Here is a 14,115-nt window from a genome sequence, read left to right on the forward strand (position 1 = left end):
TTTTTCTCCTAAAATTAAGGAGATGGTAAGATGAAACAAATTGAAATACAAACATTTAGTTATCAAATAAACCCAGATTTAGAATTAAAGATAGACAACCTAAGTGTGAACAGGGGAGATAAAATTGGGTTAATTGGAAATAATGGTAGTGGGAAAACGACGTTACTACATCTTTTAGCGCAAAAAATTTCGTTAGAGATACCAAGTGTCCAACATTATTTATCTGTCACACTTGTTAAGCAATTTAAAGACGGATTTGATGATAAAAGTGGGGGAGAAAAAACGCAACGCTATTTGCAAGAAGCCTTTAAACAAGATAGCGTGTGGTTACTTGATGAACCAACAACCCACTTAGACAGTCGTCATGTTGAGTGGGTTGAAAAACAAGTGTTGACTCATCACGAAGGTGTCGTGGTCGTATCACATGATCGTCATTTTTTAAATCAAGTGTGTAATAAAATTTGGTTTTTAAAGGATGGGGAAATAACGGTTTATAAAGGAAACTATCAATCATTTTTAACGCAATATGAGGAGCAAGAAAGACGACACAAAGAAGATTATGACATTTATCAACGTGAAAAGAAAGAATTAGAACAAGCGATTCGTGTTAAAAAACAACAAGCAAATGGGGCCATGTCTGTTCCTAAAAATAAAAAACAAGCTGGAGAAAAAGTTGGTATTAGCAAACCATACTATGCTAAAAAGCAGAAAAAACTAGATAAATCAGCCAAAGCACTGGAAACAAGATTATCACAATTAGAACGAGTGGAAGCGCCAAAAAAAGAAAAATCACTCACTATGGAAACCTCTCTTTCTCATATGTCAGGTGACCATATTATGATAAGAGGGATGGATGTATCAGCTGAAATAAATCATCAAGTGCTTTTTTATGATAGCAATTTTTATATTAAAAATAGAGAAAAGGTCGCAATAGTTGGGGACAATGGTGTAGGAAAAACGACGTTACTAAAAATGATGTTAGATAAAGAAAGTTCTATTAAAGTGTCACCATCAATTGAGTTTGGTTATTTCTCACAAGAAGTTGATTTACTAGATGATAACGAAACAGTTTTAGAAAATGTTTTATCAAGTATGCGTGATTATAACCAGACATTAGCAAGAACAGTGTTGGCACGAATGCAGTTTTTTGACCGTGATATAGAAAAGCCTGTCAGTGTATTAAGTGGAGGAGAGTGTGTTAAAGTGACTTTAGCAAAACTATTATTAAGTGATATTAATACGTTAGTGCTAGATGAGCCGACAAATTACCTAGACATTGAAGCAATGCGAGCATTAGAAGAATTATTACAAGCGTTTGAAGGCACAGTTATTTTTGTGTCGCATGACCGGGAGTTTATTAACTCGGTGGCAACAAAGTTATTAATCATTGAAAATAAAAAGATAAATATGTTTGAAGGACGATTATCAGATTACAAAGCAAGTAAAGTGGTTAAGAATAAGTCAAAGGAAAAGGATAGTTTATTAGTGATTGAAACAAAAATTAGTGAAGTACTAGGTAAGCTATGTATTGAGCCCAGTGAAGAGTTAGAACAAGAATTTCAGTCGTTAATAACACAAAAAATGTCGTACAAAAAAACACACAAGAATTAATGTCTTGTGTGTTTTTCGTTTATTTTGTGGTTGTAGAAGATGTTTCAGTGGTTCCACTACTTTGAGTCGTCACACCTTTTTCTTCTTGAATTTCTTTATAGGTCTGTGTTTTAAATAAATCAACGGTTGATTGGTTATTGTGTAGTGAGTAAAGACTTGTTGATTTATCTCCTTTTTGTTGTTCAACTTGAAGGAGTTTATCTAACTCATTTTTATAATCAAACTTAGCAGGATCAAGAGGTTTTAATCCACTGTTTGTGTTAAATCGTAATAAGTCACCGTTTGTAATAGCATCAGACATATTAAGTTGTGTGGTTCCTTTTTCTTTAATGTCCGCTATTTCAGTCAATTGTTCTTCTGTTGGTGAATCAATCAATTCACCCGTTTTTGTATCATAGACGGTTTCACCTAAGATTGTGTATTTTGGTGTGACAATAGTTCCATTTCTAAAGGCGACAATTTGGTCTTTGTCTTTAGAGAAGAAATCTTGTCCTAATTGAATATATGATTGAGTATCAACACCTAATAAATGTAATAGAGTAGGTAAGACGTCAACTTGTCCCCCAAATGTATGATTAATCCCACCTTTAGTTTGACCAGGAACATGGAACATTACAGGAACACGTTGAACAGCTGTGTCATCAAAGTCGTTCCATTCTTCTTTTGATTTACCAAGTAACTCAGCTAAAGATTTGTTACGAGAATTTGAAATACCATAGTGGTCACCGTATAACACAATGACTGAATTATCATAAAGTCCAGATGCTTTTAAGTAATCGAAAAACTCTTTAACAGCTGTATCTAAGTAGTTTGCTGTTGCAAAGTACCCATTAATTGTGGCATCCGATGTATTAGCCATTGGGAAACCAGCATTATCATCTTTAAATTTCGCATATGGGTAATGATTTGATACTAAAATAAATTTAGAATAAAACGGCTGTTGAACATGCTCTAAGTATTTAATAGATTGTGCTAAGAATGGCTTATCATGTAATCCATATTGGAATGAATTGTTTTCATTCACATCATAGTAGCTACCATCAAAGAAATAGTTATAACCTAAATGTTTGTAAGTTTCATTACGATTCCAGAATGAGCCACCATTACCATGGAAGGCTACGCTTGTATAACCTTGTGTTTGACCTAAAATGTTAGGTGCGGATTGGAATGTGTTTTTATCTCCCAATTGAGTAAATAAAGGGCCTTGGCTTAAACCAAAGAATGAATTTTCTAACAAGGTTTCAGCATCACTTGTTTTACCTGATCCCACTTGATGGAAGGCATTATCAAAACTAAATGTTTCATTTGAATGGAATAAACTGTTTAAGAATGGCGTTACTTCGTGTTCAACACCATTTTCATCTTTTAATTTGTAATCAATTAAAAATTGTTGGAAACTTTCTAAATGGACATAAATGACATTACGCCCTTTGGCAATTCCAAACATGTCATCATTTGGTTTAGCATAATGTGTTTTCACATATTTTTGAACATCAACTAAATCATTTTGACTCGCTTGAGCACGTCGTTGTGTCGCGTTATACGTCTGTACGCCATCATAAACAGTAAAGACGTTCATCCCTAAATATTTCACGATATGATCTCTTGAGAAAGTACGTTTTAATAATTCAGGTCGATCTGTTTCCGCTAAAGTTAAGTTAGCAGAAAATAGAAGGATAGAAAAACTTGTTACAGCAAATGCTGAGCGAATAGCAATTGGTCTTTTATCAATTTTGATTTTTTTTGTTGCAAGTAAGACAATCACAACAATAATATCAATCCAATACAATAAATCATATGGTCTAAACATACGAAGAGCACTTTCACCAAGACCAGAAGCTACTTTACCGGCACCAAGCATGGTGTTAACGGTAATAAAATCTGTAAATTCTCGGTAATAAATGACGTTAGAAAAAAGTAACAAGGTGGTTAATGATGAGATAATCAGTAACGTAATGTAGGCTTTTTTCGGACTCTTTACATAAAGAGCGGCTGAGAATAAAAAGACAGTCGTTGCGATTGGGCTTATAAATAAAATCACATACTGGAAGAAACTTTCAATGCCTAAGTTAAAATCTACAGCGTATGCTAGTAGGTTTTTCAACCAGAATAACACAACCATCAGGGTGAAAAATCCCATTCTGGTGTTAATCCAATTTTTATTATATTTATGTTTCAAAATAAACATCCTTTCTTAACAACTTAGATGCCTCTAGACCATCAAGTTGAATATTCCATGTTACATTTTACATATTACTTACATGTCTGTCAATTTTCGGCATTTTTCTTAAAAAAAAATATAGAACTCACAACTTAAAAAAAGGGGAAAAAAAACCTAAAAACTGATATAGTAGTATCATACAATAAATGATAGAAATTAAAGGGATTGACTGCATGAAAAAAGTATATATAAAACAAAACAGAAGTCAAAAATATAAAGGGCACTACCCACTCATAAAAGCAGAAGATTTAGTGGATTCGAAAATGTCTTGTAAAGAGTGGGTAAGCTTTTATTCTGAAAAGCAAGAATTTTTAGGATATGGTTATCTAGGACAACAACACAAAGGATCAGGGTGGATGATTAGCTTTGCTGAACAACAACCAATCGACATCACATTTTTAGTCAACTTATTTAATGAAGCAAAAGCATATCGTGCGACATTTTTTGCTGATGAGGCAACGACGGCATTTCGTTTATTTAATGGTGAAGGTGACGGTCTTGGTGGAATGACGATTGATTGGTATGACCGATTTTTAGTTGTGTCATGGTATAATGAAACCATCTACGCGTTAAAAGAAAATATCTTAAAAGCCTTGATATCATCTGATATTGAGATTTGTGGTATGTATGAAAAAATTCGTTTCCAAGCGAAAGGTTTACCAGAGTCTACCTATGTATATGGTGACCAAGCACCAGAACCATTATTAATAAAAGAAAATAATGTAACGTATGCCACTTATTTAAATGAAGGTTTAATGACAGGTATCTTTTTAGATCAGCGAGAAGTCAGAAGCCGATTAACAGATGCTTATGCGATTGGTAAAACCGTATTAAATACGTTTAGTTATACCGGTGCTTTTTCTGTAGCTAGTGCAATGGGTGGTGCGATAAGTACAACGAGTGTTGATTTAGCGAAAAGGAGTCGAAAAAAAACACAAGAACAGTTCGCTGTGAATGGACTTACAACAGACAATCAGTCTATAATAGTAATGGATGTGTTTGATTATTTTAAATATGCTTTTAAAAAACAGTTAACTTTTGATATAGTAGTGATGGACCCGCCGAGTTTTGCAAGAAATAAAAAGAAAGTCTTCACCGTAGCAAAAGACTACCAACAACTGACGACTGAAGCAGTTGAGTTGTTAAACAAAGACGGATTATTAATTGCCTCAACCAATGCGGCCAATGTGTCATTAGATAAATTTAAACAAATGGTAGAGATGGGAATAGCTGATACTCATCGTTCATTTGAGTATTTAGAATTATATCAACTACCAGAGGATTTCCGTGTGAAGAAAGAATTTAATGAAGGAAATTATTTAAAAGTACTCTTTTACCGAGTGAAATAAACGTGATTATGAAATGATGGGTGGGGTTTGATGTCTAAATTAAAAGTACGTAACCTTGAATTAGGGAAAGGAAAACCAAAAGTATGTGTACCTCTTGTTGCTAAAAACTTTGAGGAATTATTTTCCGAGGCTCTTCGGATTAGTCAATTAGATTGTGATGTGATTGAATGGCGTGCTGATTATTTTATGTATGCTCATGACGAGCGTTTTATGAAAAAAGCCGCTTATTTTGTACGTTATGCTATTGATGATAAACCGCTGATTTTTACTTATAGAACGTTGCAAGAAGGTGGTGGACAACATATTGGTTTAGACGATTACATAAAATTAAATCGGATGATGATGGACACTGGATTAGTTGATGTGGTGGATTTAGAATTTGAAATGGTGTTGGAAAAGCCATCTGATATAATGGTGCATGCAAAAGAAAAGAATGTCAAAGTGTTGTTATCCAAACATAACCATTTGTTGACGCCAGAAAAAAATCAAATGTATGAAACGATTAAAGACATGTATCAATTAGGCGGAGATATATCTAAATTATCAGTCACACCAAATAGCCAACAAGATGTCTTAAATGTTTTAGAAATTTCAAATAAAGTAAAAGAAAATCATCCAGAGATTCCGTTTGTGCTGATCAGTATGGGAGAGATGGGACAACTATCTCGTATGACAGGTGAGTTGTATGGTTCGGTCTTAACGTATGCTTCAAATGGTAAGTATCTATCAGCCCCAGGTCAATTACCAATTTCAGTGGTAAGAGAAGGCATGGAAGTGATTGGATACAAACGAGGGAGCAAATAAGGATGTCAAAGAAAAAAGCAAAAACCAATGCAGTAAGACAACTAGAACAAAAGAAAATTCCATTTGAGACACGAGAATATGAATACAGTGACTCTCATGCAGCAGCACTTGAAACGGCGCATGCGTTAGGCATTGATGAAAATCAAGTGTTTAAAACGCTTGTCACAGTGGGAAATAAAACAGGCCCGGTTGTTGCAGTTATTCCAGGAAATAAAACACTAGATTTAAAAAAACTAGCTAAAGCAAGTGGCAATAAAAAAATAGAGATGCTACCAATGAAAGAGTTAGAAGAATTAACTGGCTATATTCATGGTGGCTGTTCTCCAGTGGGAATGAAAAAATCATTTCCAACATTTTATGCGAATGAAGCACAACAATTTGAGATGATTCATGTGTCAGCAGGTCGTCGAGGCTTGCAGATGAGTGTGTCACCAACTGATTTAATCAATGTGACTAGTGGCGCTTATGCTGACTTAACAGAAGATAATACGATTTTAGGATAACCCTAGAATCGTTTTTTTTTGTTGTGAAAAATGAAAGATTTTATTAAATTTCAGAAAGAAACATTTAAAAGTAGTTAACTATTATGATTTATTTGATATATTATGTAAGTTAAATTAAATGCCTAGTAACCGTTAAATCAATTAATGTTTTATATGTGAAGGCAGAAGAAGGAATTAAAATGAAAAGAAAACGCGTGTTTATCATCACTAGTTGGCTTGTTTTATCATTGCTATATTTATTGCCTATGGTTGATCTGAGCGGCTTACATCTTGCAGTTATTCGTGGCGATGATTACCCATTTCATTTTGCCAGGATATTTAGTGCGATTGAGCAATTAAATACAACAGGACACATTCAACCTATCGCAAGATTCGGGGAACATGATATTTTTTATGGTGCCAATATATTTTATCCTACACTGACAACAGTGTTACCCATTGCACTCATTTCGATGATTGTTCACTCGGTTATTTCCAGCGTGTATGTGTATTTATTTTTAGTCAATCTGCTCACTTTTTTTATTGCTTATCGTTGCGCCGATTATATCAGTCAACTATGTTTTCCAAAAGAAAATAACCGACTTAGAATATTTGCGCCTTATGTGTTTTCATTTTTCTATGTTTTTTCTCATTACCGGATGATTTGTTTTTATCAGCGATTTGACTTAGGAGAGTTTTTTGTTTTAACACTGTATCCATTAGTTTTTGCTGGTTTTTATAGCATTTTAAAAGATAAGGGATTAAAGAAACATTGGTTGATTATTGGCTTATCACTCATTGCTTATTCTCATTTATTATCTCTGATGTTAGTGGTCGTTGTTTTAGCTGTATTATTTTTAGTTAGTTTAATAAGAAAAAATATAACAATCAACATGTTTAAACAATTTCTATTTAGTGCTGTGATGACTGGCCTTTTATCAATAGGAGCACTACTCCCAATCGTTTATGAGATGCTGACGTTTCCTATTCGTTCGGTTAGTGTCCATGACTTAGCACGAGAGGCGAGTGGTCTAGGAACAATGTTAGTGACGTCCAGCGTGAATTATCTAAACTACATGAGCATCGGCTTGATTTTACTGTGCTCGTTGGTTGTGGGCGTTTATCAGGTTATTTGGAAAAAAGATTCTGTTATTAGACACATTCCATTGTTAAAACAATCTCTGATTCTCTCACTTGTGTTTATGATTATGATGACAACACTTTTTCCCTGGCGATTATTACAACATACACCGTTATCCATCATTCAATTTCCATTCCGACTAATGCCGTTTCTGACAATTTTCGGGAGCTTTTTAGGTGCGTCTTTATTAGCGGATTATTTAAGTCAGGTAAAAGGATTATCTGTGAAAAAAATGACGATTGGCTTAAGTGTAGGTGTTGTTATTCTTTCAACGATTAGTGTGAATGTGTTGATGATTCATCGCTCTCTAGACCGTTTGATGTTTAGTAAACATGATGTGGTGGTAACTGAACGGTATCAAAAATCAGTCAACAAAGATTATTTTCCAGCCAGACTATCTAGCGATCAAACAAAACGAATTCGAGATAAAATCGGCTTAATCAATCAACGAGAAGTATCCATGCCTTATAGTTTTGATAAAGATACAGCTGTTATAAACGTTACGATAAAAGAAAAAATAACAAGTGTTGAAACGCCAATCATTGGGTACAGTGGACTTATCGTAAGAGATGAGACAGGTAAAAAAATAAAAAGTACCTTGTCTTCATCGCGAACGCTAGTTGTTCTTTTATCAAAAGGTCGCCATCAGTTGACTGTTTCTTATGAACCACCGTTAGCCATTAAATACAGTGGAATAATTTCTAGTTTAGTGGCGTTGTGTTATGGTTTTTATTTAGTTAAAACAAGAAAAAAAGACTTACCTTGTGATTAAAAGCAAGGTAGGTCTTTTCCGATTTAATAATTAAAATAACTGGCAATTTCTGCGGCATGTTCTCCAGCAACATGCCCCGTACAAAACGCGGCGGTAATGTTGTACCCACCAGTGTAGCCATTAATATCTAATAACTCACCACAGAAAAATAGGCCATTGACACATTTACTTTCCATCGTTTTTGGATTCACTTCTTTTAGACTAATGCCACCACCAGTGACAAACGATTTATCAAGTGGATAGGTTTTATAAACTGTAAACGTAAGGTGTTTGATTTCGCCGACAAGAGCATCAATCTCTTTTTCTGTTACTTGTTTGAAAGGTGTTTGTGTGTCAATCCCACTGCGAGTAAGTAAAAACTCTAGATACCGTTCCTGCATCAATGGTTTTAACGCATTTTTAATGGATTTATTTCCATCTTCTTTTTGAATGGAAATAATTTGCTGTTTGATATCTTGGTCTAATTTTAATGGAAACAAATCGAGAGACATCGTGACATTTTTTTGTCCTTTTTCAAGTAATTGATTAACAAACATACTACAACGAAGTGCTGCAGGACCAGAAATACCAGAATGGGTAAATAATGCATCCATTTCATGAGTGACAACAACTTTTCCTTTTTCATCAATTACCGATAACCCAATATCTCGTAACGATAAGCCTTGAAGCTCGCGACTTTGGATGAATGGCTCTTCTGATAAAAGAGGTGATTCAGTGGGGAATAATTTCGTAATAGTGTGCCCAACTTTTTTAGCTAACGTGTACCCATCTCCAGTCGAACCAGTGTATTGATATGTTTTACCACCAGTTGCTAAAACGACACAAGGAGCGTGAATTTTTTCTTTTGTATCAGTCACAACGCCAGTGATATTGCCATCAGTTACTAATAATTTTTTAACGGTTGTTTTCATTTTTAACTCAACATTTAACTCAGCTAAACGGTCAAATAGCCCATTAACAATCGCTTTTGACGTATTGGCAACAGGAAACATTCTCCCGTGATCTTCTTCTTTTAAGTGCACACCGTGGCTTTCAAAAAATTCCATGATGTCATAATTGTTGAATTGTGAAAAAGTACTATATAGAAATTTTCCATTACCAGGAATGAACGAAATAATTTCTTCGGGCGGTCTGTTATTTGTAACATTGCATCGACCTCCGCCGGTTAAACGTAATTTTTTTCCAAGCATTTTATTTTTATCGATAATCATGACGCGAGCGCCTTTTTCTGCGGCAGAAACGGCAGCCATCATACCACTTGTTCCTCCACCAATGACAATGACATCTATATTCATCTATTGCCACTCCTTTCATTATTAAATGATAGTTTAGCATACTTTTTTTAAAATTTGATGAGAAAAGATTTTTTTTATTTATTTAAATATTATATAATACTAATTAAGTTTAAGAAGGGAATGATGCAATATGTCACCACAAGATTATGTAACAAAAATGTTGGATGAAGTAAAAGAAAAATATGGTTACCAATCAGAGTATATTCAAGCAGTGGAGGAATTTTTAATCACAGTCACACCATTTTTAGAAAAAAATCCGGTTTACTGTGAGAAAAACATTTTAGGTCAATTAATTGTACCTGAACGTTTAATTGAGTTTCGCGTTCCATGGATGTCGGATTCAGGTGAGTGGACGGTGAATATTGGTTACCGCGTTCAATACAACTCAGCGTTAGGACCTTACAAAGGTGGATTACGTTTCCATCCTTCTGTCAATCAAAGTATCATGAAATTCTTAGCGTTTGAACAAATTTTTAAAAACAGTTTAACCTCATTACCAATCGGTGGCGGTAAAGGTGGAAGTGATTTTGAACCTAAAGGTAAATCTGATGGTGAAATCATGCGTTTTTGTCAAAGTTTTATGCAAGAATTACAAAAACATATTGGCCCAAGTATGGATGTGCCAGCTGGTGATATGGGTGTTGGAGGCCGTGAAATTGGGTATTTATACGGAGAATATAAACGTCTAAATGGTTATCAAGCAGGTGTTTTAACTGGTAAACCATTAGCTTTCTGGGGAAGTTTAGCTCGTACAGAAGCAACAGGTTATGGTTTAGTGTATTTTGTTAAGTATTTATTACAAGACAAAGGCGACTCATTAAAAGGCAAACGTGTGATGGTGTCAGGTAGTGGTAATGTTGCCATTTACGCGATTGAAAAAGCACAAGAATTAGGTGCGACAGTTCTTGGCTGTTCTGATTCTTCTGGTTACATCATCGACGAAGATGGTATAGACTGTGAGTTAGTTAAAGAAATTAAAGAAGTGAAACGTGGTCGTTTAAGTGACTATGCTGCAGCAAAACCAAATGCTAAGTACGTTGAAAATGCGTCAATTTGGACAGAAAATATTGCCTATGAAGTAGCTTTACCATGTGCCACTCAAAATGAAATTGGATTAGACGAAGCAGCTATCCTCATCAAAAACGGGGTAAAAGTCTTAGCTGAAGGGGCAAACATGCCAACTAAACTTGATGCTCTACACAAATTAACTCAATCAGGTGTGGTTTATTGTCCAGGTAAAGCATCAAACGCTGGTGGTGTGGCAGTATCTGCTTTAGAAATGGCTCAAAATTCGCAACGGTTACCATGGACTTTCGAACAAGTTGATGCAGAACTTGATAACATCATGAAAAACATCTACGAAACATGTGCGACAACGGCAAAAAAATATGCACAAGAAGATGATTTATTAACTGGTGCAAACATCGCTGGATTCGAGCGCGTTGCTAAAGCAATGTTAGCTCAAGGACTTGTGTAATAAAAATTCTCCACGTTTTGTTATAAACTATCTGAAAAAGATGTGAAATAAACAAAAAAATGGTAAAATAGGTATGTATTCTTGTACGAAGAATCACATATTACTAGGAGGATGATTATGTCACATATTCGTTTTGATTATTCAAATGTCGGTACATTTATTGGTGAGCATGAATTAGGTTACATGCAAGCAGAAGTTTCTGCTGCCCACAAAACATTGCGTGAGGGAACTGGACCAGGAAATGATTTCCGCGGTTGGATTGACTTACCAGAAAACTATGATAAAGAAGAATTTGCTCGCGTTAAAAAAGCAGCAGAAAAAATTCAATCAGATTCAGATATTTTAATCGTCATCGGAATCGGTGGATCATATTTAGGAGCTAAAGCTGCTATCGACTTTTTAAACCACTCATTCTACAATCTTTTAGACAACGAAGAAAGAAAAACACCACAAGTATTCTTTGCTGGAAATTCTATCAGCTCAACTTATTTAGCTGATTTAATCCAAATAATTGGCGACAAAGACTTCTCAGTGAATGTTATTTCTAAATCTGGTACAACTACTGAACCAGCAATTGCTTTTAGAGTCTTTAAAGATTTATTAGAGAAAAAATACGGTAAAGAAGAAGCAAACAAACGTATCTATGCAACAACTGATAAAGCACGCGGCGCTGTTAAAACAGAAGCTGACGTTGAAGGTTGGGAAACATTTGTTATTCCCGATGATGTTGGTGGACGTTTCACTGTTTTAACACCAGTTGGATTACTTCCAATCGCTGTAACAGGTGCTAACATTGATGAGTTAATGAAAGGTGCTGCTGACGCGCGCGTTGCTTACAGCTCTGATGATTTAACGAAAAATGAGGCATATCAATATGCCGCATTACGTAACATTTTATACCGTAAAGGAAAAGTAACTGAGTTATTAATCAATTACGAACCAAACTTACAATACTTCTCTGAATGGTGGAAACAATTATTCGGCGAGTCTGAAGGGAAAGACCAAAAAGGCATCTACCCCATCAAGCGCGAACTTCTCAACTGACTTACACTCATTAGGTCAATACATTCAAGAAGGACGTCGTAACATTTTTGAGACAGTTATTAAAGTAGATAAACCTCGTAAAAATGTAGAAATTCCAGTACTTTATCAAGACTTAGATGGTTTAGGTTACATTCAAGGAAAAGAAATTGATTTTGTTAACACAAAAGCATTTGAAGGAACACTTTTAGCACATACTGATGGTGGCGTACCAAACTTTGTGGTAAATATTCCTGAAACTGATGCTTACACATTAGGTTACTTAATGTACTTCTTTGAAATCGCAGTTGGTATTTCTGGTTATTTAAATGGCGTAAACCCATTTGATCAACCAGGTGTTGAAGCATACAAGAAAAATATGTTTGCTTTACTTGGAAAACCAGGTTTTGAAGAGTTAGCAAAAGAATTAAACGAACGTCTTAAATAAGACTAATATAAGTGTCTGGCAATTTTGCCAGGCACTTTTTTAATGCCAGACACGATTTACAAGGTATTAAATGTAAAATTCATTCATAGAATTAGTTAAGACAAGAAGATACCGAAACTAAGAAAACTAACCAAAGAGATGATTAAAAATAAAATATAACCCACTTTTAGTTAGAGTTACTTTACACATTTCAAAAGGAGAATATATATATGTTGATTATCTCAAGTACAAAAAAGTACCTGAAAACAGTAAAAAACCTTCCAATTAATTGGAAGGGATGACTAGGGTGCTTTAGTCCCGAACATATTCATTTTTGGTTTTGGAATTTCCTTATTGTGCTGAGCGGCTAACTCCATTGCCTTGACGTACAAATCTAACTTTTGTTCAAGAGTCAAATCTTTTTTTTCAGACATTAAAACAGATTGAGCAAATTTTTCTTTATCAATATAAATCATACGTTTCACCCACCTTTAGTCATTCTACTATTATATTATAGCAAAAGTAGAACGAAAAAAGTGTTTGAAATATGAGGATATTTTGTGAAATATTTTTTATTAGTGATAAAAGATGGTATAATATTGAGATAGGAATAATTAGACTATTAAGGAGAAAGAGTTTATGATGGCTAAAGATTTTGTTGATGAACTATCCCATTTAAAGGCTATACTCGTTTTAGAAGAAAACGTTGATATGGCTCGTTTTAATCAGTTGTATAACACTGCAATTGATCAGATGATTCGAGGTGAGCGAGTTAACAAAGAAATGATGGAAGAATTATTCTATTTTAGAAATTTAATTAATCATTAACAATTAATGATTATAACAAAAAGTTTTTTTTGGGGGGTGAAGAGATGAAAAATATTATACGATTTATTAGTGTGTTTATAATTATTGGTGCATATAATACACGTTTTTCATTTTTATCATTAAATATCTTCTTGGCTTATATTCCACTAGAACTATCATTTCAGTTTTTTCGTGTGAAACATTCTTATGTAAAGCTAGGTATAGCAGCATTATTTATGCTCTATTTTCCTAATATACCATATTTAGTGACAGATATTATTCATATGCATATGTTAAATATATATAATCAATTTACCGGCGATAGTATTAAAAACTTAAGTGATTGGACGTTGACAATCGTTCTTTTTTTATCGATTTTTAGTTTTGTTCTTTTAGGATTTGGTCAACTTCTTAAACTCATGATGTATACTAAAAAACGATATGAATTATCAACAGTACAAGTCAATCTAGCTTTAACGTTAATTTGTTTCTTATCGTCACTAGGAATTTACGCTGGAAGATTTCCACCACGATTTCATTCGATTGATGTTTTCAGTAGACCGTGGTATGTGTTTAAAACTATCTTCCTTGATTGGTCAGTTGTAAAATTAGAAATCGTGTTACTATTTTTAATTTTACATTTATGTATTATAGGTGTGATGACCATGAATCGACAGTTATCAAAATTGAACTAAAAAACTCATCGACA

The 14,115-nt window shown here is 34.2% G+C and carries 11 protein-coding genes and 1 pseudogene; 9 read left to right on the plus strand and 3 right to left on the minus strand.

Annotated features, from left to right (window positions below; genetic code table 11):
* Positions 1–30 precede the first annotated feature (30 nt).
* Positions 31–1,611 (plus strand): ribosomal protection-like ABC-F family protein, encoded by a 1,581-nt coding sequence (gene abc-f / locus BHY08_RS04770; RefSeq protein ID WP_071456787.1) that lies wholly within the window; start codon positions 31–33, stop codon positions 1,609–1,611.
* A gap of 19 nt (positions 1,612–1,630) precedes the next feature.
* Here abc-f and BHY08_RS04775 read toward each other — a convergent pair whose 3' ends face one another.
* Positions 1,631–3,799: an LTA synthase family protein gene (locus BHY08_RS04775; protein ID WP_071456788.1), complete on the minus strand. Its 2,169-nt coding sequence runs from the start codon at positions 3,797–3,799 to the stop codon at positions 1,631–1,633.
* A 206-nt stretch (positions 3,800–4,005) separates the two neighbouring features.
* On the opposite strand from BHY08_RS04775, the gene BHY08_RS04780 reads away from it, so the two are divergent.
* The 4 genes from BHY08_RS04780 to BHY08_RS04795 all read left to right on the plus strand — a co-directional run bounded on the left by BHY08_RS04780 (position 4,006) and on the right by BHY08_RS04795 (position 8,380).
* Positions 4,006–5,181: a class I SAM-dependent rRNA methyltransferase gene (locus tag BHY08_RS04780; protein WP_071456789.1), complete on the plus strand. Its 1,176-nt coding sequence runs from the start codon at positions 4,006–4,008 to the stop codon at positions 5,179–5,181.
* 30 nt (positions 5,182–5,211) lie between these two features.
* Positions 5,212–5,985, plus strand: a complete 774-nt coding sequence (gene aroD, locus BHY08_RS04785; RefSeq protein ID WP_071456790.1) for a type I 3-dehydroquinate dehydratase — start codon at positions 5,212–5,214, stop codon at positions 5,983–5,985.
* Between the two features lie 2 nt (positions 5,986–5,987).
* Complete coding sequence (ybaK, locus tag BHY08_RS04790) at positions 5,988–6,488, plus strand: Cys-tRNA(Pro) deacylase (protein WP_071456791.1); 501 nt, start codon at positions 5,988–5,990, stop codon at positions 6,486–6,488.
* A gap of 179 nt (positions 6,489–6,667) precedes the next feature.
* Positions 6,668–8,380: a hypothetical protein gene (locus BHY08_RS04795; RefSeq protein WP_071456792.1), complete on the plus strand. Its 1,713-nt coding sequence runs from the start codon at positions 6,668–6,670 to the stop codon at positions 8,378–8,380.
* A 23-nt stretch (positions 8,381–8,403) separates the two neighbouring features.
* Here BHY08_RS04795 and BHY08_RS04800 read toward each other — a convergent pair whose 3' ends face one another.
* A complete protein-coding gene (locus BHY08_RS04800) occupies positions 8,404–9,675 on the minus strand; it encodes a BaiN/RdsA family NAD(P)/FAD-dependent oxidoreductase (protein ID WP_071456793.1) in 1,272 nt (423 codons plus the stop codon).
* A gap of 130 nt (positions 9,676–9,805) precedes the next feature.
* On the opposite strand from BHY08_RS04800, the gene gdhA reads away from it, so the two are divergent.
* Positions 9,806–11,152 carry an NADP-specific glutamate dehydrogenase gene (gene gdhA / locus BHY08_RS04805; RefSeq protein ID WP_071456794.1) on the plus strand — a complete coding sequence of 449 codons (1,347 nt, stop codon included), beginning with the start codon at positions 9,806–9,808 and terminating at the stop codon, positions 11,150–11,152.
* Between the two features lie 117 nt (positions 11,153–11,269).
* A pseudogene (locus tag BHY08_RS04810) lies at positions 11,270–12,620 on the plus strand (glucose-6-phosphate isomerase).
* A 281-nt stretch (positions 12,621–12,901) separates the two neighbouring features.
* Here BHY08_RS04810 and BHY08_RS10945 read toward each other — a convergent pair.
* Entirely contained in the window at positions 12,902–13,075 is a 174-nt protein-coding gene (locus BHY08_RS10945) for a hypothetical protein (protein ID WP_157093631.1), read from the minus strand.
* A 163-nt stretch (positions 13,076–13,238) separates the two neighbouring features.
* On the opposite strand from BHY08_RS10945, the gene BHY08_RS04815 reads away from it, so the two are divergent.
* The gene (locus BHY08_RS04815) at positions 13,239–13,427 is read left to right on the plus strand and encodes a hypothetical protein (RefSeq protein ID WP_071456795.1); all 189 of its coding nucleotides are present in this window, start codon (positions 13,239–13,241) and stop codon (positions 13,425–13,427) included.
* A gap of 44 nt (positions 13,428–13,471) precedes the next feature.
* Positions 13,472–14,101, plus strand: coding sequence for a DUF1361 domain-containing protein (locus BHY08_RS04820; RefSeq protein ID WP_084657177.1), 630 nt, complete (start codon positions 13,472–13,474; stop codon positions 14,099–14,101).
* Positions 14,102–14,115: the final 14 nt, after the last annotated feature.

The organism is Vagococcus teuberi (assembly GCF_001870205.1).
GTDB lineage: Bacteria > Bacillota > Bacilli > Lactobacillales > Vagococcaceae > Vagococcus > Vagococcus teuberi.